The sequence below is a fragment of the Sorangiineae bacterium MSr12523 genome (assembly GCA_037157775.1).
Classification (GTDB): Bacteria; Myxococcota_A; Polyangia; order Polyangiales; family Polyangiaceae; genus Pendulispora; species Pendulispora brunnea.
Map to the genome: position 1 here is coordinate 7,509,966 of CP089982.1, position 22,474 is coordinate 7,532,439.

The 22,474-nt window shown below is 63.2% G+C and carries 17 protein-coding genes; 12 read left to right on the top strand and 5 right to left on the bottom strand.

What is annotated here, in order from left to right; all coding sequences use genetic code 11:
• Positions 1 to 238 precede the first annotated feature (238 nt).
• The 8 genes from LZC95_29365 to LZC95_29400 all read left to right on the top strand — a co-directional run bounded on the left by LZC95_29365 (position 239) and on the right by LZC95_29400 (position 9,412).
• The gene (locus LZC95_29365; protein WXA90553.1) at positions 239 to 1,627 is read left to right on the top strand and encodes a hypothetical protein; all 1,389 of its coding nucleotides are present in this window, start codon (positions 239 to 241) and stop codon (positions 1,625 to 1,627) included.
• Between the two features lie 65 nt (positions 1,628 to 1,692).
• The gene (locus LZC95_29370) at positions 1,693 to 3,267 is read left to right on the top strand and encodes an N-acetylmuramoyl-L-alanine amidase (protein ID WXA90554.1); all 1,575 of its coding nucleotides are present in this window, start codon (positions 1,693 to 1,695) and stop codon (positions 3,265 to 3,267) included.
• Between the two features lie 110 nt (positions 3,268 to 3,377).
• Entirely contained in the window at positions 3,378 to 4,481 is a 1,104-nt protein-coding gene (locus tag LZC95_29375; protein ID WXA90555.1) for a tolB protein precursor protein, read from the top strand.
• 221 nt (positions 4,482 to 4,702) lie between these two features.
• Entirely contained in the window at positions 4,703 to 5,743 is a 1,041-nt protein-coding gene (locus LZC95_29380) for a hypothetical protein (protein ID WXA90556.1), read from the top strand.
• Positions 5,744 to 5,746: 3 nt separating this feature from the next.
• Positions 5,747 to 7,969: a molybdopterin-dependent oxidoreductase gene (locus LZC95_29385; GenBank protein WXA90557.1), complete on the top strand. Its 2,223-nt coding sequence runs from the start codon at positions 5,747 to 5,749 to the stop codon at positions 7,967 to 7,969.
• Positions 7,966 to 8,610 carry a 4Fe-4S dicluster domain-containing protein gene (locus LZC95_29390; GenBank protein ID WXA90558.1) on the top strand — a complete coding sequence of 215 codons (645 nt, stop codon included), beginning with the start codon at positions 7,966 to 7,968 and terminating at the stop codon, positions 8,608 to 8,610. The genes LZC95_29385 and LZC95_29390 overlap by 4 nt, the downstream gene beginning before the upstream one ends.
• A complete protein-coding gene (locus LZC95_29395; protein WXA90559.1) occupies positions 8,607 to 9,119 on the top strand; it encodes a Rieske 2Fe-2S domain-containing protein in 513 nt (170 codons plus the stop codon). Before LZC95_29390 ends, LZC95_29395 begins: the two co-directional genes overlap by 4 nt.
• Positions 9,120 to 9,142: 23 nt before the next feature.
• Positions 9,143 to 9,412, top strand: coding sequence for a hypothetical protein (locus tag LZC95_29400; GenBank protein WXA90560.1), 270 nt, complete (start codon positions 9,143 to 9,145; stop codon positions 9,410 to 9,412).
• Positions 9,413 to 9,417: 5 nt separating this feature from the next.
• Here the strand turns inward: LZC95_29400 and LZC95_29405 are convergent, their stop codons facing one another.
• Both LZC95_29405 and LZC95_29410 read right to left on the bottom strand, forming a co-directional pair.
• The gene (locus LZC95_29405) at positions 9,418 to 9,882 is read right to left on the bottom strand and encodes an SRPBCC family protein (GenBank protein ID WXA90561.1); all 465 of its coding nucleotides are present in this window, start codon (positions 9,880 to 9,882) and stop codon (positions 9,418 to 9,420) included.
• Positions 9,879 to 10,220 (bottom strand): metalloregulator ArsR/SmtB family transcription factor, encoded by a 342-nt coding sequence (locus tag LZC95_29410; GenBank protein ID WXA90562.1) that lies wholly within the window; start codon positions 10,218 to 10,220, stop codon positions 9,879 to 9,881. Before LZC95_29410 ends, LZC95_29405 begins: the two co-directional genes overlap by 4 nt.
• A gap of 231 nt (positions 10,221 to 10,451) precedes the next feature.
• Here LZC95_29410 and LZC95_29415 point away from each other — a divergent pair, with 231 nt between their 5' ends.
• Complete coding sequence (locus LZC95_29415; protein ID WXA90563.1) at positions 10,452 to 14,408, top strand: serine/threonine-protein kinase PknK; 3,957 nt, start codon at positions 10,452 to 10,454, stop codon at positions 14,406 to 14,408.
• Positions 14,405 to 16,075 carry an isovaleryl-CoA dehydrogenase gene (locus tag LZC95_29420; GenBank protein WXA90564.1) on the top strand — a complete coding sequence of 557 codons (1,671 nt, stop codon included), beginning with the start codon at positions 14,405 to 14,407 and terminating at the stop codon, positions 16,073 to 16,075. Before LZC95_29415 ends, LZC95_29420 begins: the two co-directional genes overlap by 4 nt.
• Positions 16,076 to 16,150: 75 nt before the next feature.
• On the opposite strand, the gene LZC95_29425 is transcribed toward LZC95_29420, so the two are convergent.
• On the bottom strand, positions 16,151 to 17,431 hold the full coding sequence (locus tag LZC95_29425; protein ID WXA90565.1) for a class I SAM-dependent methyltransferase: 1,281 nt from the start codon (positions 17,429 to 17,431) through the stop codon (positions 16,151 to 16,153).
• Between the two features lie 236 nt (positions 17,432 to 17,667).
• Here LZC95_29425 and LZC95_29430 point away from each other — a divergent pair, with 236 nt between their 5' ends.
• A complete protein-coding gene (locus LZC95_29430; GenBank protein WXA90566.1) occupies positions 17,668 to 19,722 on the top strand; it encodes an SMI1/KNR4 family protein in 2,055 nt (684 codons plus the stop codon).
• Here the strand turns inward: LZC95_29430 and LZC95_29435 are convergent.
• Positions 19,716 to 20,585: a CPBP family intramembrane metalloprotease gene (locus LZC95_29435; GenBank protein WXA90567.1), complete on the bottom strand. Its 870-nt coding sequence runs from the start codon at positions 20,583 to 20,585 to the stop codon at positions 19,716 to 19,718. The genes LZC95_29430 and LZC95_29435 overlap by 7 nt on opposite strands.
• Positions 20,586 to 20,600: 15 nt before the next feature.
• A complete protein-coding gene (locus tag LZC95_29440; GenBank protein ID WXA90568.1) occupies positions 20,601 to 21,422 on the bottom strand; it encodes a hypothetical protein in 822 nt (273 codons plus the stop codon).
• 19 nt (positions 21,423 to 21,441) lie between these two features.
• Here LZC95_29440 and LZC95_29445 point away from each other — a divergent pair, with 19 nt between their 5' ends.
• Complete coding sequence (locus LZC95_29445) at positions 21,442 to 22,317, top strand: hypothetical protein (GenBank protein WXA90569.1); 876 nt, start codon at positions 21,442 to 21,444, stop codon at positions 22,315 to 22,317.
• The last annotated feature ends 157 nt before the right edge of the window (positions 22,318 to 22,474 follow it).

The window sequence follows — 22,474 nt, forward strand, 5'->3', positions numbered from 1 at the left end:
GGCCAACGGAAATGTCATTTAACGCCATTGGCGCCATATTAAAGTTGGATATTCCAATCCGCATTAACGATTGCAGTTCGGAAACTCATTTTCCGAAGGCGGTGATCATTCACTGTGGCGTCTGGTGGAAGACCGATTATCTTCGCCTCCGTTAAGCAGTGCCATCGATGCGTGAGCTCCGTATTGGCGAGCCGCGTCGAGTTCCAAGCGGAATCTGTGAGCACAACAGGAGGCCAACATGCGACGTTCCCTACCCGTCGGGTTGTTTCTGCTGCTATCGCTATCAGCGCTTCAAGGGTGCGCTTCGGATATCGAAGATAGCGATTCGAGCAATGCTGCGTTGACGCAGAATGACGGCATCGAGTTGCAATGGAAGGAAAACCTCGATTCGGTGGGCGGGGATGTGGTGGGAATTCAGGCCGAAAACGACGGATGGCGGGTCTTATCCGATCACGGCTTATTTACCTTCCCCACCCGCCGATTGGCTCAACCCATCGATCGCGTATGGGCTACAGCCTCGGGCGACATACCGGACCAATCCGAAGTGGCCATTGAAGTACGCAATCGTTCCATCGGGGGCGGTTGGTCGGAATGGCGAATCGCCACCCCGCAGGAACCTGCGGTCTTTCCGCGCGCGGGCTCCGAGGTTCAGGTTCGCGCCGTGCTAACGGCCAATCCAAGTGGGCAATCGCCGGTTCTTCGTGCGCTATCCTTGCACGCCTCGCCGTCCGCCGCATCGGCACCGATGAGCGAGGTCCCGCTGGCCCCATTGACGTATCGCGTTTACGCGACGCGCGAAGGCTTGGTGGGCGGCACCACGGCCAATGGCCACGTCATCAAATCGCGCGATCACTTCGTCGCCCTTCCCACGCGCCGCGCACTCGCCAGCAACGGTGGACGAGAATACACGGTGACGCTCCGATACAATGGCCGCACGGTCACCGAACCCGTATGGGACGTCGGGCCTTGGAATACCAAGGATGATTACTGGAATCCCGCGGCCACGCGCGAGATGTGGCGCGACCTCCCGCAGGGCAAACCGGAAGCGCAGGCCGCGTACCAAAATGGCTACAACGGCGGCAAAGACCAATTCGGACGCAAGGTCGCGAACCCCGCCGGCATCGACCTCGCGGATGGCACCTTCTGGGATTCGCTGGGCATGTCCGACAACGATTGGGTCGACGTGACCTACAACTGGACGAGCGGTGGCGGCTCCACCTGGGAAACCATCGTCGACGACGCCACCGAAGGACGCTTCCACGCGAGTGCCAATTGGGGCAGCTCCTCGTGGTCCTCGCAACGATACGGCACCGGCTATCGCTTTGCATCGCCCGAGGCGGTGAGCGATGCGGCCTGGTTTGCCGTCGACGTTCCCGCGGCCGGCAATTACGAGGCTTACGTCTACTACCCCGCCGACTCGGGCTACAATTCGCAAACGCCGTTCCTCGTGCAGGCGACCGATGGCGTACGCACCGTCAAAGTCGACCAGCGACAGGGCGGAGGCCAGTGGGTCAGCCTGGGCGTCTTCCCCATCGCCGCCGGCGATCACGATGTCGTCGGCGTGAGCCGCTGGACGACCACCACCGGTTACGTCATCGCCGACGCCGTCAAATTGGTTCGCCGTTAATCATTCCAGTTCGAGTACTTTCGCTTTCTCTCCCGACAGGGAGGGGGGCCACCAGGAGGATTCCCATGCGGATATCGTCACGGTCGTTCCTATTGGTTACGCTGTTGGTCGCCTCGGCTTGTGCCTCGGCCTGTACCGCCCCCGAGGACGAGAATGCCGGCGATGTCACGCCGCAGGCACTCGACGATAGCCGCAGGCCCCTCGATGCGATGTTCGAGGACGCGGCCCGCGAATTCCAGGTTCCCGCGAACCTGCTCAAAGCCATCGCGTACACGGAAACGCGGATGGAAATGGTTCGGGGCGAACAGGAATTCGAGGGCCGCCCCGCCGCCTTTGGCGTCATGGCCCTGCGCGGCGACACGCTTTTGCGCGGCGCAAAGCTCGCCGGTGTCACGCCGGAAAAAGCACGGACCGATCCGCGCGCGAACATCCGCGCCGGCGCCGCGGTGCTCGCATCGCTCGCCGAAGAAGCGGGCCTCGCCGATCGCGCCGACGTGGGCGCATGGGCCACCATCGCCGTTCGACTCAGCGGCATCACCAGCCCGGAGGCGCAAGCCCACTACGTTCACCGCGAGGTCTACGACGTGCTCCGCCGCGGCGAACCGGCCGCCGGCATCACACCGGCCGAGGGCATTCGTCCCCAATTCGCCGAAGCCCAAAGCGCGGTGCAGGCGGCAGGCCCGGATTATCCCGCATCGATCTGGCGCCCCTCGCCCAACTATGGATCGCGCCCATCGGGTGACATTGGCGACCCCGGGATGATCGTCATTCACACGTGCGAAGGCAATTATGCCGGTTGCTGGGATTGGCTCACCAATTCCGCGTCACAGGTGAGTGCCCATTACGTCGTCAACGAAAGCGGGAGTGAGGTATCCCAGTTGGTCCGCGAAGCGAACCGCGCCTGGCACGTCGCCGCGACCTACAAATGCTCGCTCAATAGCAACGTGGAATGCTGGCGCAACGGCTACTCGGTGAACCACTTCTCGGTGGGCATCGAACACGGCGGCTTCGCCAGCCAATCGTCGTTCCCGGCCGGCCAGATCGACGCCTCGGCGAAATTGTCCTGCGACATTGCGCGCGATCAGGCCATCCCGCGCGACCGCTTCCACATCCTCGCGCACGGCCAGCTCCAACCCGAAAACCGCACCGACCCCGGTCCGAATTGGCCGTGGACCAGCTACATCAGCAAGATCAACTCCTTCTGCGGCACCGCCACCGGCGAGATTGTCATCGACAGCGACAACGCCAACAACGATACGGCCAAGGCCAAAATCGAAGTGTCCAGCGAGTGGGCGACTGGCTCTGCCACCAGTGGCTACTACGGCAGCGGCTATCTTTATGCCTCCACCGTGGCCACCGCGGACAAGGCCACATTCTCGTTCTACCTCCCGGCCGCGGGCACGAAGACCGTCGATGCTTGGTGGGTCGCCGGCACGAATCGAACGACCGCGGCGCCCTTCGTCGTGGTCGATGCCAATGGCACTACACTTGCGACGGTGAATGCCAACCAGCAAACCAATGGCAGCAAGTGGAACACGCTGGGCTCGTGGTCGTTCCCAGCGGGATGGAACAAAGTCGAACTCCGGCGCACCGCCGCCGAAGGCAGCGTGGTCATCGCCGACGCGGTTCGCGTCCGCTAACGTGGCGGATGCGTTCGAACCGCCAAGGGTCATGAAGAAGGCATTTCATCTCATACATCCATCTTGGCGTCTTGGCGGTTAATCGAAGCTATCTACGGAGAGTACGGACATTGTTGCAGATTCGTGCATTCCAATTTGGAGCCCTGCTCCTCGTCTCCGGGCTGCTGACCGGATGCCCCGCCGCCTCGTGCGGCGGTTCAGGGGCATCCGGCCTGGCGGGGGCGCTCGGGGCCGACGAGCGTGCGGCGATGCCCGGGCGCATCTATTTCGTCTCCGAGCGCGCGGGGCAAAAGGACGTGTGGTGGATCGATGGCCGCGGCCAGGAAGGGCGGGTCACCCAAGGCCCCGAGGACGAGTTCCCCGCCGCGCCCACGCCCGACGGCCTCGGTCTGCTCGTCGTCTCGTGGCGCATGGAAAACGGGGCGCGCCGCGAGGAGCTTCGCCTGCATCCGACGAAGGACAATGCCCCTTCCCCCGGACAGCCGCTCACCGCCCTGCGCGGGCGCGCGCGCCACCCGAGTTTCTCGCCCGATGGCCGCTGGTTCGTCGCCGAGTCGGACGAACGAGGTTTTAGCGACCTTGTCCGCACGGACACGCAATCGCGAACCGAGGAGCGCCTCACCGCCGTGCGCGAGGGCTGCTTCGAACCGGAGGTCTCGCCCGACGGAAAGCATATCGCATTCGTGTCGAGCAAAGAGGGCGATCCCGAGATTTACGTGATGGATGCCGACGGCTCGAACGAGCGGCGCATCACCGCCTTCCATCGCGAAGACTGGTCGCCGAAGTGGAGTCCCGATGGTGCGTGGCTCGCCTTCCTGAGCAACCGCGAAAACCGCGATCGCGTCTACTTGGTTCATGCCGACGGGTCGAACGTGCACCCCGCCTCGGGCTCCGCGTTCGCCGGCGACGAGCGCGAGCTCGCCTTCGCCCCCGACGGAAAGCACATCGCGTACGTGAGCCGGTCCGCCGACGGGAAGAGCCGCATTTGGCTCGCACCCGTCGAGAGCGGCACCGCCGCGCCTCTCACCGATGGTGCCTTTCGTGACGACGCCCCCGCGTGGAGCCCGGATGGAAAGCACATCGTCTTCGTCTCCGAACGCGCGAACGAAGTCGATCTCTACTTGATGCGAAAAGACGGCACGGGACAAACGCGCCTCACGCAATCCAAAGGCGCCGATTGGGCACCGCATTGGGTCGCGACATCGATGCGGTGACGAACCTTACATCGCGTTAAGATAGGAAATATATTACTGCGGCAACCATATTCCCTTTTCGGTTGACGTCATATCGATGCTGCTTCGACATCCAATCATCGGATTCAACATCGACTTCGACTAATTCATAGTATGTGCGCCCATGGACGACGCTCGAGATTGCCGAGTTCGTCCAATTAAACCATTGATATACAGAATTTTAATTCTATGCTCCACCGGCGATGGCAACCAAGCCGGTGGCACACATCTCGGATGGCCGGCATGCGACCTTTTGGGGGCTGGCCGCTGCAAGCGTACTCACCGCTGCGATTTACGTCGGTAGCCGGCGTCTTCGCGATTTCGATGCGGCATTGGTGCCCTACGCGGGCGCTACCGTGTTTGCCGCATTCGGCATCGGTTATCGCTATAGTATGTGGATCCGCCGCCCGCCGACGCGGCTCTATTGGCGGCGCGGCTGGCAGATTTTTTTGCGCCGTCTGCCCGTCAATGCGATAAAGCTCGCGACCATCGTCTGGAACGACATCGTCGCCCAACGCTTCATCGCCAGGCGCTCGCGCAAACGGTGGGCCGCGCACATGCTCATCGCCTGGGGATGCATGCTCGCCGCCGCGGTCACCTTACCGCTCACCTTCGGCTGGGTGCGTTTCGAAAGCGAGCCGTCGGCGCAACTCACGTACGACGCATTGGTCTTCGGGATCAAAGTGTTGCGTTTCGACAGCAACGGGCCGCTGGCCCCGCTCGTATTCAACGTACTCGACGTCGCGGCGGTCATGGTCCTGGCGGGGGTGGCACTCGCCTTGTGGCGGCGCGCCGGCGATCGCGGGGCTCTGGCGCTCCAGCAGCCGGTGAACGATCTGCTGCCGCTCATGCTGCTGTTCGCCGTGTCGATCACGGGCCTCTTCCTGACGTTATCGACGCATCTCTTGCGGGGCGTGCACTACGCCTTCTTGTCCGAAGTTCACGCCATCACGGTGATCTTCACATTGCTCTATCTGCCGTTCGGCAAATTCTTCCATATTTTCCAAAGACCAGCACAGCTCTCGATCAAGTTCTACAAAGAGGCCGGGGCGCGGGGCGGGGATGCGCACTGTGTACGCTGCAATGGCGCGTACACGAGCCAACTGCACGTGGACGACCTCAAGAACGTCGAAGCGACACTCGGCATTCGCTACGCCACGGCCGACGGGCACTACCAAGACGTCTGCCCCGCGTGCCGCCGAAAAATGCTGGCCCTCGCCCAGGATTCGCTCTGGAGGCAATGATTCATGGCCAAGCTCCCAACATCGGTCCCATTACTCGTCGATCGTTTCGGTCCCCACACCCATACCATTCCCCCCGGCGGCTGGACCTCCGCCGAAGAGCCCGACCGAACCGTCAAAACCCATTGCTGCTTTTGCGGCCAGCAATGCGGTATCCAGCTCAAAGTCAAAGACAACAAAGTCGTCGGCTTCGAGCCCTGGCAAGATTTTCCCTTCAATTTGGGAAAGCTCTGCCCCAAAGGCGTTAAACGCTATTTGCAAGGCGACCACCCGGATCGCCTGCTCACGCCGCTCGAACGGGTGCAGGGCGAAGGCTTTCGCCGCATCGACTGGAACAAAGCGCTCGACCGCACCGCAGAGGCCATTCGACGCATCCAGCAGGAGCACGGCCACGACGCCTTCGCCGTGCTCACCGGCGCCTCGCTGACCAACGAAAAAGCCTATCTCATGGGCAAATTCGCCCGCGTTGCGCTGCGCACGGCGAACATCGATTACAACGGGCGGCTCTGCATGGTCTCCGCGGCGGCGGCCTCGAAAAAGATCCTCGGCTACGACCGCGCGGCCAATCCGTGGAGCGATATCCGCAAGTCCAAATGCATCCTCGTGGCCGGCGCCAACGTCGCCGAGTGTGCTCCCATTACCACGGAGTATCTCTGGTCCGCCCGCGAGGCGGGGGCGAAAATCATCGTGCTCGACCCGCGCATGACCCCCATCGCGCGCACCGTCGATTTGTACATTCCCGTTCGTTCGGGCGGCGACATTGGCATCTTCAATGGAATGCTTCACGTGATGATCGAACGCGGTTGGATTGACCGCGATTTCATTGCCAAGCACACCACCGGATTCGAAGAGGTCGAGCGCGCCGTCCGAAAGTACACGCCCGAATATGCCTCCAAGATCGCCGGCGTCCCGGCCTCGATGATCGTGCGCGCGGCAGAAATGTGGGGGCCGGCCGAGTCGAGCTTCCTGCTTCACTCGCGCGGCATCGAACACCACACCAAAGGCGTCGAGAATTGCATGGCGGCCATCAACCTGGTGGTTGCCACCGGTCGCATCGGCCGCGAAGGCTCCGGCTACGCGATGATCACGGGCCAGGGCAACGGCCAAGGTGCACGCGAGCAAGGGCAGAAATGCGATCAGCTCCCAGGTCATCGCGACATCGAGAATCCCGAACACCGCGAGCACATGGCCAATGTGTGGGGTGTGCTCGAATCATCCATTCCGCACAAAGGGCTGAGTGCGCTGGAGATCTTCGAGGCGGCCCATGCACGCAAAATTCGCGGGATGATTCTCCTGTCGTTCAATCCCATGGTCTCGTTGCCCGATCAGCGCTTCATCCGCGAGGCCATCGAGCGGCTCGAGTTTTTCGCGGTCATCGACTTCTTCCTGTCCGAAACGGCCCGCTTCGCCGACATCGTGTTTCCAGGCTCGCTCATGGAGGAGGACGAAGGCACCACCACCAGCGCGGAGGGCCGCGTCGTCCACCATCGCCAAGTGGTCGACCCGCCGGGCGAGGCGCGGCAGGATTGGAAGATCATTTGCGATCTCGCCACGCGGCTCGGCCCCAAGGACAAGTTCGCGTTCGCGTCGCCCAAGGAGATTTTCGACGAGCTCCGTCAAGCCTCGCGCGGCGGGGCATCCGATTATTACGGCATCACCTGGGAGAAAATCGACGAGCAGAAGGGCGTCTTCTGGCCCTGCCCCGAGCTCGATCATCCAGGAACACCGCGCCTTTACGAGGGCGGACGTTTCGCCCACCCCGATGGCAAGGCGCATTTCCAAGCCGTGGAGTGGCGACCCGCCGCGGAGGAGCCCGACGAGGAATACCCCATCACGTTGACCTCGGGGCGCGTCGTCGCACACTACCTCTCGGGCAACCAGACGCGCCGCATTGGAGCGCTGGTCAAACAAACGCCGCAACCGTATTGCGAAATGCACCCGAGGCTCGCGGAAAAGCTTTCGGTGGCCGAGGGCGACTTCGTCCGTGTGGAAAGCCGCCGCGGTTCGACGACGTTGCGCGCGTTGATCGTCAAAACCATCCGCCCCGACCACGTCTTCGTTCCGTACCATTGGCCGCTGGAGCGCTCCGTCAACAACTGCACCATCCGCGCCATCGATCCGGTATCGAAGATTCCCGAATTCAAAATATGCGCCGTGCGCGTCGCCAAGGCGGCGCCGCCTTCGGACGATCATGTGAAGCTCGCCCCCGAAGCGGGAGGTCTACGATGAGCGAGTTGGCCTTTTTCATCGACTACTCGCGGTGCATTGGCTGCCGCGCCTGCGTCCAAGCCTGCGAAGAGTGCGACACGCACCGCGGGCAATCGATGATCCATCTGGAAACCATCGAGCGCCGAGATACCGTGCAAACGGCACCGCAGATGTGCATGCACTGCGAAGATCCGGTGTGCGCGCGCGTGTGCCCCGCGGATGCCATCAAACAGACGCCCGACGGCGTGACCCAATCGTCGCTCAAGCCCCGATGCATCGGCTGCGCGAATTGCGTGATGGCCTGCCCCTTTGGCGTGCCCAAATACGAAGCATCCATCGATCAAATGATGAAGTGCGATTACTGCTTCGATCGCACCAGCATTGGCAAAAAGCCGATGTGTGCCACCGTCTGCCCATCGCAAGCGCTGACCTTCACCACGCGGGAGGAAATCGAACGCACCCGCCGCGGCCGGCCCATCAACGAATGGCGCTTCGGGAACGAGGTGGTGCGCACCAAGGTTTTCGTTCTCGTTCCCCCTGCCACCACGCAGGTCGACGTCGGCCTCGGCGACCTCGTTCAGATTCGCGCGGGCAAGAAGGCTTCGCATGTCCGCCCTGTCGCCAAGGACGACGTCGCCGCCCTTTTGGAGGATTTGCCATGAGCGAAGACGCAAAACGGCATTTACCGCTCTGGCGTCGTGATTTTCCCATTCGTTGGGACGAGGATCATTACGTCACACGCCGCCAGCTGGCGAAGTTTCTCACTTTGGGCTCTGCCATTCTCGTGGGTGCGAATGTCGCCATGGTCGCCGCGGGGCGAAAGCACACGGCGGAGTCGTATCCGCCGCAACGCATTTGCGCAGCGGACGCACTTGGACCGGGGGAATCGCTTTTGTTCCGCTATCCGACGGCGCAGGATCCGTGCATCCTCGTGCGCACGAAGGCCGGCGCCCTGGTCGCGTTTTCCCAGGTTTGCACGCATTTGTCGTGCGCGGTCGTATACCGCAAATCCGATGATCGCTTGTTCTGCCCTTGCCATGAGGGAGTCTTCGCCTGCCACGAAGGAACGGCCGGCGCCGAACCGCTGGAGGGGCCGCCCGAACGTCCCCTCCCTCGCATCACCTTGGACGTGCGCCAAGGCAACGTTTTTGCCACGGGAGTCGCGCTTTGAGCCGGTCGCAGATTGAGAACTCGATGGCCGATGAGGCCTACGAGGGCCGCAAGGCCCGAGTGCACAATGAATCGAAGAAGCAAGTGCTCCACGTATTTACCTTCGTGGCCTGCCTCGTCGGAATGGGCGTCGTATTGCAATTGTGGTTGCTCGGCGATGCACTGGAGGCCTTGTTGGCCGGCAAGGGCGATCTCCTGATCCCGGCCGCGGGCGCCTCCCTGATGCTCTTCGCGGTTCACGCCGGTCTGCTGGCCTTCGTCCATCGTTTGGATCAGCGCACCACCCACGTGTAAATCATTTAGTCGAGAAGCTCGGCGAGGCGGTCCCAGGTCTCTACGGCGCCGGCTTCGGCCCCGCTCTGCATCATTCCATCGCGCGCCTCGAGCGATTGGAATACCGATTTGGACGTGATGCGCGTCTTGCCCTCGATTTCCTCGAAAAGCACCGTTTCGAGGAGCACGTGGCCGGGCATTCCCTCGAACTCGAAGGTGTAGACCAGGCGCTCGGGCGAGAGGGCCTCGTGGTAGACGCCGTTGAAAGCAAATTCGTGTCCCGCTTCGTCGCGCTGAACGAAGCGCCAGAGTCCCCCCTTGCGCGGCTCCATCTTGTCGACCACCGTCTTCAGACTTCGCGGCCCCCACCAGCGCGGGACCGCTTCCGGATTGGTGTAGGCCGCGTACACACGCGCGCGGGGCGCATCGAAACTGCGCGACATGAGAATCTCTTGCTTGCCCGGTTCCGCGATGAACGTCGTCTTGCTCATTTTGGCTTCTCCTCGTGTTCCTCGTGATGGATGGACTGCAGAAATTCATCGAGCCGATCGAAGCTCGCCTCCCAGTGCTCGCGGTAGTTCCACACCCAGGTGGCGACCTCCTTGAGCGGCGCGGCCTCCAGCCGACACGGCCGCCACTGCGCCTTGCGCGTCTGCGCCACGAGTCCCGCGCGCTGCAGAACCTTGAGGTGCTTCGAAATGGTGGGAAGCCGTAGGTCGAACGGCTCCGCGAGTTCGTTCACCGTGGCCTCCCCTCGAGCCAGGCGGGCCAAAATGGCGCGCCGGGTGGGATCGGCCAGCGCCGCAAACGTGAGGCTAAGCTGGTCCATGCATTTTCCTTATCGGCTAATTAGCCAAGAAGGAAAATAGGTCGTCCAGCGATGGCGTCAAGTCGCACGGTTGATCGGTCGTGACGGTGCAATTGGAACATCCATAGCCACCGCTTGTGCTGTCCAGGATTCGTTGACTTCGAGCCCTAAAGCCGGTCTCCTTTCAGAGACAGCGGAAGCGGCCGCGCACAAACAGCGGGGAGGAGTGAAAACCTGGTGGTCGAGGCGGGGTTGACGCGGTCTTTGGACGAGCTGCTAAGCAAAGCCGGGGAATTCCCTGGCTACACACTGGACGAGGTGGTGCACCGCGGCTCGAAATGCACCGTCGCACGCGCCCGGCGCGCCCGCGACGACTGCCGCGTCGTCCTGAAAATCGTGACCGACGCGGATCCCGAAAGCCGCCCCTATGCCGTATTGCGCCACGAGCGCGCCGTCGCCAACCGCGTCGCCAGCGATGGCATCGTGCGCGCGCTCGGGTTGGAGCAATGGAGCGGCCGCGTCGCCCTTGTGCTCGAGGACTTCGGCGGAAGCTCGCTGCGGCAATACCTCGATCGCAACGGCAAGCTATTGCCCGAGGTCTTTCTCGACATTGCCTTTCAGCTCTGCTCGGCACTGGCTGAGATTCACCAGCACGGCATCATTCACAAGGATTTGAAGCCGGACAATATGCTCATCAACCCTGCCGGGGTGGTGAAGATCGCCGACTTCTCCATATCGTCCATCCTCTCCAACGAGGTGACGGTGCCGGCGAGCGCGCGCGAGCTGGAAGGCACGCTCCCGTACATGGCGCCCGAGCAGACGGGCCGCATGAACCGGGGGCTCGACCAGCGCGCGGACCTGTACTCGCTGGGCATCACGTTCTACGAGCTGCTCGCCGGCCATCGCCCCTTCCGCCAGCGCGATGCGCTGGAGCTCGTGCACGCGCACATCGCGAGCGTGCCCATCCCGCTTCACGAACTCGATCCGGGCGTGCCGCGGGCGCTCTCCATCGTGGTCGACAAGCTGCTCGCGAAGAACCCCGAGGACCGCTACCAAAGCGCGGTCGGTTTGCGGACGGACATCGCCGAGTGCCGGCGCCAGCTGCGCGAACGCGGACGCATCGCCGACGACTTCGTCCCCGGGACCAAGGATCATCCCGATACGTTGCAGCTCCCGCAAAAGCTTTACGGGCGCGAGACCGAGACGAAAACCTTGGTCGAGGCCTTCGAGCGCGCCTCGGAGGGCAAAGCGCAGCTGCTCTTGGTGTCCGGCACGGCGGGCGTGGGCAAGTCGGCGCTGGTCAACGAAGTGCACAAGGAGCTGACCCGCCGGCGCGGGCTCTTCGTCACCGGCAAGTTCGACCAGCTCACGCGAAACACGCCTTTTGCGCCGGTGGCGCAGGCGATGCGCGAGCTGGTGCGCCAGATCCTCTCGGAGGAGCCGCAGGCCCTCGCGGTGTGGAAGACGACGCTCGAAAACGCGATGGCCGGCAATGGCGGGGTGTTGACCCATCTCATTCCCGAGCTTTCGCTGGTGATGGGCCCGCAGCCCTCGGTCCGGGAGCTGGGCGCGGCCGAGGCGCAAAACCGATTCACCCTCGTCTTTCAGAACTTCATTCGCGTCTTCGCGGACGAGCAGCATCCGCTGGTCATCTTTTTGGACGACCTGCAGTGGGTCGATCCCGCGTCGCTCCGGCTTTTGCAGCTGCTGCTGACGGATCCGCGCAGCGGGTATCTGCTGGTGATCGGCGCCTACCGTGACAACGAGGTGCCGCCGACGCATCCCTTGGCGCTGGCCATCGGCGAGCTGCGACGCCAAGGCGCGGCGGTCGCCGAGGTCGGCGTCGGCCCGTTGGACCTGGGGAACGTGAGCCGGCTCGTCTTCGATGCGCTGAGCAGCGACTCGAAGGAGACGGCGAAGCTCGCGGAATACCTTTTCGCAAAGACGCACGGAAATCCGTTCTTCGTGAATCAATTCTTGCGCAGCCTGCGCAAGGAAAAGCTGCTCACGCGCGATGCCGCGAGCGGGCGGTGGATGTGGAATCTCGAGGACATCGAACGCGCACGGGTCACCGACAACGTGGTCGAGTTCATGGCGGCGCGTCTGCGGCAGCTGGCGCCGGAGACGCAGGCGATTCTGCGACTGGCGGCGTGCATCGGCTACCAATTCGACGTGCGCACGCTGTCCGTGATCCGAGAGGCCTCGATTGGCGATACGGCGGATGCCCTGTGGGAAGCCCTTCGCGAGGGCTTCGTGCTGCCGCTCAGCGCGGATTACCGCTTTCTGCATTCGCCGGATCACGACCACTCGGACCCGGCGGTGTCGACGGGTTCGACGTTTCATGTAGGCTACAAGTTTTTGCACGACCGCGTGCAGCAGGCGGCCTACTCGCTCATCGAGGATGCGCAGAAACAGGCGGTGCATCTGCGCATCGGGCGCATCCTGCTCGGTAAGTGCACGGGCGGCGTGCCTCGCGACGAGGAGCTGTTCGACGTGGTGAACCACTTGAACGTGGGCGCCTCGTGCATCGAGGATGGAGAGGAGCGCCTTCGCCTGGCGCGGCTCAATTTGCAGGCGGGGCGCAAGGCCAAGTCGGCAACGGCGTACGATGCCGCCGCGGATTATTTGCGAACCGGGATGTGGCTTCTGGAGAAGTGCGGCGCGCACGCCGAGTCGGACGGCGGCTGGGACATCGACTACGAGCTCGCCTTCGGGTTGCACCTTTCGCGTGCCGAGTGTGAGCATTTGACCGGGCGCTTCGGACAGGCCGAGCGGCTTTTCGACGTCATCTCATCGCGGGTGAAGACGGATCGCGAGCGGGCGCAGGTTCAAAATCTGCGCATGGTTCTGTGCCTCACCCTGGGCAAGTACGCCGAAGCGGTGGCCGCAGGCCGTGCGGGACTCAAGCTGTTCGGCATCGAGCTGCCCGAGAATCCCGACGAACTGCGCGCCGCGCTCGATGCGGAGCTGGCCCAGGTGGATGCGACCCTCGGCGGGCGCCCCATCGCAGACTTGATCGACACACCGGCGCTGACCGATCCGCGGATCCAGACGATTTCGTCGCTGATGTCCACGGTAACGCCGGCGGCGTACTTCGTGAACCCAACGCTGTTCGGGTTGTTGGGCGCGAAGCAAGTGAACTTGGCGCTGCTCCACGGACACAACAACGTGTCGGCGTACGGGTACGTCGCATACGGGATGTTCCTCACGGGCGTGCTTGGGCGCTACCGCGAGGCGTACCAGTTCGGCGTGTTGGGTTTGGCGCTGAACGACAAGTTCGCCAACAACGAACTCACATGCAAGGTCAACGTGCTCTTCACGGCCTTCATGAACTTCTTCGGCATGCCGCTGCGTACGGGCCACCAGCCACTGTCGCGGGCGTATGCGGCGGGCATGCAAACGGGTGACTTCGTTTACCTGTCGTACGCGTGCGATCAGATGCTTTTCATCCGCCTGGGCGCCGGGGACGAGCTTGCGATGGTGCGCGAGGAGATCGATAAATTCCTCGAACTGATGCACCGCACGAAGCATGCGCTCTCCATCGAGCTGCAGAAGATCATGCTGCAGATGGTGAAGAACCTGCAAGGTTTCACCAAGGGTCGCTACACCTTGAGCGATGCCGGTTTCGAAGAGGCCGGGTACGTGGAGGGGCTGCTCGCGTCGGGGCTGGGGTTCGCCGCGAGCTGGTACTACGTGGTGAAACTGATGCTGCTCTATCTGCACGGCGACTATGCGGGCGCCTTCGCGGTGGGGCTCGAGGCGCAGAAGCGCATCGGGACCGGCGGCGTGTACTTTGCGACGGAGCTGCCGTTCTTCCTCGGGCTAACGTGCACGGCGCTGCACGATGGCGCTACCGACGAGGAGAGGGAAACCCAGCGCACGATGCTGGGTCCCATCGAAACGAAGTTGAAGCTGTGGGCCGAAGAGTGCCCGGAGAATTTCCGACACAAGCACCTGATGGTGGCCGCCGAGCTGGCGCGCATCCAAGGGCGGGACGAGGCCGCGCAAAAGCTTTACGAGTCCGCCATCATCGCCGCGCAGGATGCGGGCTTCGTGCACCACGAGGCCATGGCTGGCGAGCTTCTGGCCAAGTTTCATCACGCGCACGGCCGGCGGGCCGAGGCCGCGCGCACCCTCGACGAGGCACGGCGCGCATACGAGCGGTGGGGCGCCACCGCCAAAGTGGACGATCTCGAGGACATGCCATGACTCGAAAAATGGATCCCGGGCAGGAGCGCTTTCAGACGCACGAGGTGGCCAACGTGCCGCCGGCGCTCGTCGACTACAACCTGTTCACCACGGACCGCGTTCTGGCGGAGGCCACGGAGCGCGAAGGTGCCGGGTGGGCCACGGCGGATCTCACCGCCTTTGGCGAAAAGCTTGGACGCGCCGAGACCATCGAGCTCGGGTTTCTCGCCAACCGGAACCTGCCGATTTTGCACACGCACGATCGCACCGGCCGGCGGCGCGACGAGGTGGAGTATCACCCGTCGTGGCACGAGTTGATGAGCATCAGCGTGGGCCAAGGGCTTCATGGGAGCCCGTGGTCGGATCCCAAAGACGGCGCGCACGTTGCACGGGCCGCGGGGTTGTTTCTGCTGGTGCAGGTGGAGGCCGGCGTGATGTGCCCCACGACCACGACGTACGCATCGGTGCCAGCCCTGCGGCGGCAGCCCGAGCTTGCGGCCGAGTGGGAGCCGATGATTCTGCCCCGGCGTTACGATCCGCGCTTCCGGCCGGCCAAGGAGAAGTCCGGTGTGCTCGTGAGCATGGGCATGACGGAAAAGCAGGGCGGCACGGATCTGCGCACCAACGCATCGCGCGCCGTGCCCATCGGCCGCGGCGGTCCCGGCGGCGAGTACCGCATCGTCGGGCACAAGTGGTTCTTCTCCATTCCGATGTGCGACGCGTTCTTGGTGACCGCGCAAGCGCCGGGCGGGCTTTCGTGCTTCCTGATGCCCCGTTGGACGCCGGATGGCGCGGTGAATGGGCTGCGGCTGCAGCGGCTGAAGGACAAGCTGGGCAACCGCGCGAACGCATCGAGCGAGGTGGAGTTCCAGGATGCCTGGGCGCGCCTCGTGGGCGAGGAAGGACGCGGGGTGGTGACCATCATGGAGATGGTGAACTACACGCGGCTCGATTGCGCGGTGGGAAGCGCCGCGCAGATCCGCCAGGCGGTCGCGCAAGCGATTCACTATGCGTCGCACCGGCAGGTGTTCCAGCGTGCGCTGGTGGAGCAGCCTCTGATGGCGCAAGTGCTGGCCGATCTGGCCATCGAGTCGGAGGTGGCGACCGCCTTGGTTCTGCGCTTGGCGCGCGCCTTCGACCTGCAAAACGACGAGCACGAGACGGCGCTGCGAAGGCTCATCACGCCGGCCATCAAGTATTGGACGACGAAGCGCTGCCCCGCCATCGTGACGGAGGCCCTCGAGTCCTTCGGGGGCGTTGGTTACATCGAAGAGTGCATCATGCCGCGCCTTTACCGTGAGGCGCCCCTCAATTCGATCTGGGAGGGCTCCGGCAACGTGATGTGCCTCGACGTGCGCCGCGCCCTCGCCCGCTCCCCGGAGAGCGCCACAGCCCTTCTCAAGGAGCTGCGACTCGCCCGCGGATCCGACCCGCGCCTCGACCACGCCATCGCCGCCCTCGAACCAAAGCTGCGCGATCCCGACATGGCCGAGGCCCAAGGCCGAACCCTGGTCGAGCACATCGTGCTCGCCCTCGCCGGGTCATTGCTCGTGCGCTTCTCTCCCCCCGCGGTGGCCGACGCATTTTGTGCATCGCGCCTCGCGGGCCATTGGACGGGCGCTTTTGGCACATTGCCCGCGGGTGCAGATACGCGAGCCATCGTGCAACGAGCCACCCCCGCCACTTAGCGGCGCGAAACACGCGAATCGACGGGTTCAGACTGCCTGATCGAACCGCCAAGACGCCGAGGACCCCAAATTGCCCTAGACGGACAAACGCCACCCCCACCGAGTGCGGTTCGTCCGCAGTCCCGGACGGTGTTGCAAGACCATGCGGTGGGCCCCCAATAGCCCGTCGAGAAAGGCGCGCGCACACCCGTAAAGATAAAGCCGGAACCTCCGATAAAGCCCCGGGCTCCACCGGCGCGCGATCTCCTCGGAGACGGCATCGAGGTTCTCTGCCCACTTCTTGCAGGTCAAATAATAATTGTGCGTATCGTCTTGCAAAAGCGCCACGTCGAAGTCGGTGTGAGCGACCTCTTTGAGGTACGTCGGCAAATGAAGCGGCGAGGTATTGCCTTCGAAAACCCATTTGGTCACCACCGACCCCATGGCAAAACGGTCGCCCGAATAGGCATCGAGGTAGACGCGCCGTCCCGGCTTCAACAGATTTGCGTATTGCCGTAAGGTTGCGCGGTAATTCGGCAGGTGCTCCGTCACCCCAAGATTCACGATGCCGTCGAATCGATCCTGCGTATCGAATTCGAAAAGATGCACCTGGTGGGCGCTGCAATGATGGAGACCCTTCTGGGCAATCAGATTCGTCATGTACCGATACGACGAATCGGAAATCGTCACCGAAGTGACATGCAATCCCTGCTCACCGGCATATTGCAAAAAGGAACCCCACCCGCCACCGATGTCCAACACACGGTCGCCGGGCTTCAACCCGCACGCGTCGATGGCATATTGGAACTTGCGCACCATGCCCTTTTCGATGGGCTCGTCGTCGCTTTCGAAAAATCCGTGCGAATAGCTGCGGATGTCCTTGTCGAGCCAGAGCTCGAAAAACTCCGAATCGATATCGTAGTGGCTACCGATTCCCTTCTTGTCGGCGCGCACTTGGCCGAAAACGGCCGCACGCAGGTACGTCGCCCAGAGGTAGCGCAACACGCGGCGATCGCGAAGGAGCGGCCGGAACTTGAGCAGCTCCATCAGGTCCCCTCCGAAATCGAGATGGCCATTCATGTAGGCCTCGGCGATCGCGAGATCGTCGAGCGAGGCCAGGGCAGCGCGCCCTTCATCGTTGACCACGTCGATCGTCGATGCGGCCACCCCCGGCCCATAGGTGCGCGCCTCGCCGTTGGGAAAACGAACCCCGAACGGAGCAAGCTCGGCCAACGCCCCGCGCCGCACCAACTCATCGTAGCGAAGTTGAAGTGCGTCGAGGATGCTCGACTCCGAGGCCCGAACGCCGGACGAGGTACGATTCCAGCCATTGATTCTGGGGGTCGTGAGCGTTTCGAACGTATCGCGTAGCCTCATGAGAGCTCCTCCCTTCGACGGGCGGGACCATAGCAGCGGGCGACGCCCTCCCGCTTGGTCAGTGTGTAAGAAAAAAAGTGCGAAAAGAAATGTCCGACCGCATGCCCTGGCCATCGAGCACGTAGCAAGGTCATCCGCGGAGAACGCTCCGACGACCCGAAATGCGAAGACGGGATTCTCACCGAGCTCCCCATGTTCCCTATACTTTCTCCGGAAGGATCGATATCCGGATTGGCGTGTCCGTCGCTCTCTTGAAAGAAGCCTTTCTCGCCGCCCCGTCATGGACTCAGAAGGACGCGGAGCTCATCGCACGCGTCATGGACTCCTTGATGCGCATGGCGCCGAACCTCACGCGCAACGAGGTGCTCGCGTGCTTCGGCGCTTTGAAGCAGGATCCGCAGTACCGGTTGCTGCTTTCCGACCTCCATTTGGCGTCGTGTCTCGAGCGAAATCCCGCGCAGCTCGACGAGATGCTTCGGACCAACACGGATACGGCCTCGCGGACTGCGCTCCTCCGAAGAGCGATTCGCCTGCGCTGGTTCGAGCCAATGGCTCAGGCCATGCGCACCTGGACGATGCCGCAGATCCTGTTGGCGCTCCCCATTGGCGATCTGGATTCGCTTCCCATGGATGCCGAGGAGGGCGCGGCGTCGTTCTGCACGACCCTTGGGGTTCGGCACCGATGCATCTACCGGCACGCGGCCAAGGCAGGTGATACGGACTTCCTGGCGCGCCAGGCCAGCGAGGCCGCACTCGTCGAGCGGAACGACGTCAATGGTGGGCTTGCACGAGCAACCCTGCCTTGGGCGCTGGGCACCATCATCTCGGAAAGCGCACGGGCCGGGTTGTTGGATTTCTCGTACACATGGCTGCAGCGAAGTGCGCCGGCGTTCGAGCATCAACCGCCGTGGCGCGGTGTCGTCGAAGACGTCGCTCTTCATGCCGGCCGTCACGGATATTGGGATATTGCCACAACCCTACTTCCGGACGTGACCAATGAGCGAATCGCGTTCGAAATCAAGTTCCAGCTTGGATTCGCCGACGCCGGGGGTTGGCGCGAACAGCTCGCCCAATGGCATGGCATTGCCCCCAAAGAAGCCGCACCTCTGGGTGAGGAACTTTGCTCGGAATTGTTACGGCGAAACGATGTCGATGCCGCCTACGAGGTCCTGAGTTGGTCGGCGGCCGCAGCTTCCGGGCTTCGATTCGCATCCGAGCATCCGCTGGCTCCTCTGGTGCGACGAGCCGTCGAGCACTTCTGCGCCGTGGGTGAATACGAGACGGCGGTTCGGTGGGCCGAGGTGCTCGGAGGCGAGCATGTGAAGTCTGCCTTCTTCTCGGCAGGCCATGCCGCGGCACTCGGCGGGCAGCACGATATCGCACGCCGCTTTGCCTCGCGCCTCGGAGGCCATGAAGGGCTCCTTGCCGTGGTGGACAGCGCTTTGCCGAATACCGAGCCTCCGGCGAAAGGTTCGGATCCGTCGCAGCGTCTCACCGCGACGCTGCTTCGGTTGGAAGCAATGCACGGACGCAGTCCTGCGAGCGTGGGATTCGGAATTTCGCCGTTCCGGATATACGCGCAGGCATTCGTGCGAATGCCGCCGGTGCCAGCACGTCCCCTCCCGGAGGGCGCGCGGGCGCACATCCATCGCCCCAAGCCTGCGAAGGTCGGGGCGGGGGCCCGCCGCACCGCAAAAACGAGCCCGCGGGAGCTCGACGCCATTCCCGGCATGCGCTCCAACTTGGCATCCGAGGTTTCGCGATTGCTTCGCATCTTCCGCGACAACGGGCGCAAGCTTGCGCTTTCGCCGCTCTCCTCGGAAGCCCCCTTCGACGAGGTTCAGGCTACGACGGGCATCGTCCTCGAGGAAGACATGAAGGCCTTCTATCGCGCATTCGGTGGCGCGGACGGCGCTTCTCTCTTCGCCATCGAAATCGCCGGCCCAACGTGGTTCGAGCTCAACCCCTTGCCCCGTGCCATCGAATCCTGGGATGGCTCCGGCCCGCATCCAATTGCGAAATACCCTGACCTGGAGCTCGAGCCGCGCGATCGACGCATTCATCCCGATGCCGTGATTCACCCGGGCTGGTTTCCCTTCGCCGATTCGAGCGGCGGCAGCGCACGGCTCTATTACGATACGGCGCCAACGAAACACGGGCGACACGGGCAGATCATCGCCTTTCAGCACGATCCCGACGAGATATTTTACGTTGCGGCCAGTTTCTTCGATTTTCTCCGTGCATCGAACGACCTGCTGGAGAAAGCTTGGGACGAGCTCGAGAGCTATTGAGCCGTTTCGGGCAGCTCGTGGCGTTTGCGCCAGAAGTAGATGGCCACGACGACGGTCACGATGGGCAGGCCGAGGCCGAATTCGTCGATGTAATAATTGGTATGCCCCGTATCGACGGTCAGCGGTGTGAAGATTTGCTGAATGAACAAGTTGTGACTGGCGTGCAAAATCGCCCCCGTCCACAGGCTCCCGGACTTCATGCGAAGCCACGTCAGAACGAAGCACATGGCGAACACCATGACGGAGAAACACGTCAGGGAAAACCACTTGGGGCCGCCCAGGTTGTAATTCGAAAAGAGCAAGATCGGATAATGATACAGCGACCAAATGAGGCCCATCCACAGCGACGTCGCCGTGTACGAGTTGAACTTGGCCAATTGCGGCGTGAGAAATCCACGCCAGCCGATCTCCTCGCCCAAGGCCGATGACAGGGAACGCGCCATGCCGAAGGTGCCGGCCAACAGCGTGAACAGCACGATCACCAGGCCATCGGGCAGCGACCAGCCGAATCCCTTGGCCACGTTCGCGACGAATTCCCGGTTGTAAAAGCCTCCCTTGCCCGTCAGCCAAATGCCGATGTACGCCGCGCCGCTGTAGAGAATGGGCACACCGTAGGCGATCCACTGGTACTTCGTGGGGCGCCAGTTCCATCCCAGCGCGTCGAGCGGAATGCTTCGCAGGCGGCACGTGGCGAGGGCCGCCAAGGCGGGGCCCCACATGAGAATGAGCGAAAAGCCGACAGGCTTGTAGCCGCCGCCGAGATTGCCGGTGTGGATGCACCAATAATAGGGCGGCAGGCAAAAGAGCACGGTAAGACCAAGGTAGGTGGCGACATGCGCCTTGATGCGTGCTTTGCCATCCATGCACCCTACATAGGCTCAATCGAGGAGCCATTTCCAGGATTCGCCAACCGCTTTTGCGACGGGGCCGTCGTACGTGTGCCCTGCGGACTTGACGCCCACGATGCGCGTCTGCACGCCGGCCGCTTCGAGATGGGCGGCGGCCTTGCGCGCCGAGGGAAAGGAGCCCGCCTGCCCGCAGGCAAAGAGCACTTTTTTGCCGCCCGCGCCCGCGTAGCGCTTCGCGGTTTCCGGTGTCCAGGCGTCGTGGCCTCCCTCGATGAGCACGAGGCGCTCGTACGGGGTGGCGTCTTTCGGGCCCATCGCAAACGATGCTCCAAGAATCGCGCCAAGGCTGAAGCCCGTGTAGACGATGGGGGCATCGGCGATGTACGCGCCAAAGCGCGCGCGCAACGCGGCCAGTCCCGCGGAGATCTCGCGCGCGAGTACTTTGCCATTGGAATACGTGAAGCGGATGTCCTTGGGCGAGGGTGAATCACGGCGGGCGATGCCCCGCGGGCAGAGCACGAAGGCGGAATCGGCCACGATGGCGCGCCATACTTCGCATTGCCATTCGGGCCGGTCGTAATTCCCATGGGTCGCAAGCACGATGGGACGCGGCTCCACGGCGCCGAGCGGCAGCGAGACCACCGCCGCGCCGAAGCCCTCCACCTCGAGTTGGGCATAGGGCTCCTCGGCCGCCAGCGGCGCCAGCGCTGTACTGGGTGCCTCCGGTGCTTCAGGCGCCTCTTGCGCGACCACCGCCACCGCCGCCTCTTCTCGTACAGGCGCGGGGCTCGACGAGCGCCCGCCGTTGCAACCGAGTGCGAGCAGCAACAACAGAGCCCAGCGATCCCGCATAAAAGATAGACTCCGCGCCATGCTCCGCCTTGGATCCCTCATCGTGGCCGTGTTGCTCGCGGCATGCCAGCCTGCCGCCTCCAAAGCCCCCAAGAGTCCGTTCGTGGGGGTGTGGAAGGTCGACCCCGCAAAGAGCCAACAGCGCACGGAGCCGCTTCGCTACGAGGACCTCGGCGGCGGCCGCATGCGCTTTTCCGCGGCCGGCGCATCGAGCTACGAGTTCGCCGTCGACGGCCAGGAACACCGCAGCGGAGAGAAACGCACCGTGGCGTGGACCCTTCTTGCACCGGGGCAGTGGCAGGCGACGAAAAGATTCGACGGCAAGATCGTCGAGACGGCCCGCTGGACCATGTCGCCCGATGGCCAAAGCTTGAACGTGGTCGCCAATGGCACATTGCCCAACGGAATGTCCTACCGGCACGACGCGCATTTCGTCCGCGAGGGCCAAGGCGACGGGTTGACCGGCTCGTGGCGCAACACCGACATGAACACCAACGACATGCCCGACGGTTACGTCCTGGAGGAAGACGCCTCGGGCGTGGTGAGGTGGGCGATTCCCACGGACAATCAGACGATCACGGGCCGTTTCGATGGCTCCGACATGCCCGTAATGGGCGCCACCGCGCCGCCGGGCACCACCCTTTCCGTGCGCCGGGTCTCCGATCGCAAACTCGCCTACGAGATGAAGACGAATGGCAAAATTGGCCAATTGGGCACGGTGACCATTTCGGAAGATGGCCATACCTTCACCGAGGAATCGTGGCCTCCGGGCAAGGAGGACCAAAAATCCATCATGGTGCTCGTCCGCCACGAATGCCCGCCGGGAGGCGTATCCACGACCGACAAAAACGATCCCAATTGGATATGCGCCGCCAGGTCTAAGGCATCTCCGTGACCATCTGCTCGATGGTCGCGTCGAGGGATTGCTGGCCTGCTACGTAGCGCGGCCAATATTGATTGAGCAGCGATTCGGCGGCGGACCACGAAGCGATCGACCGAATACGATTCCGCGGGCCATGCGATTCATGGCGCATGGCCAACTTGGCGAGTTT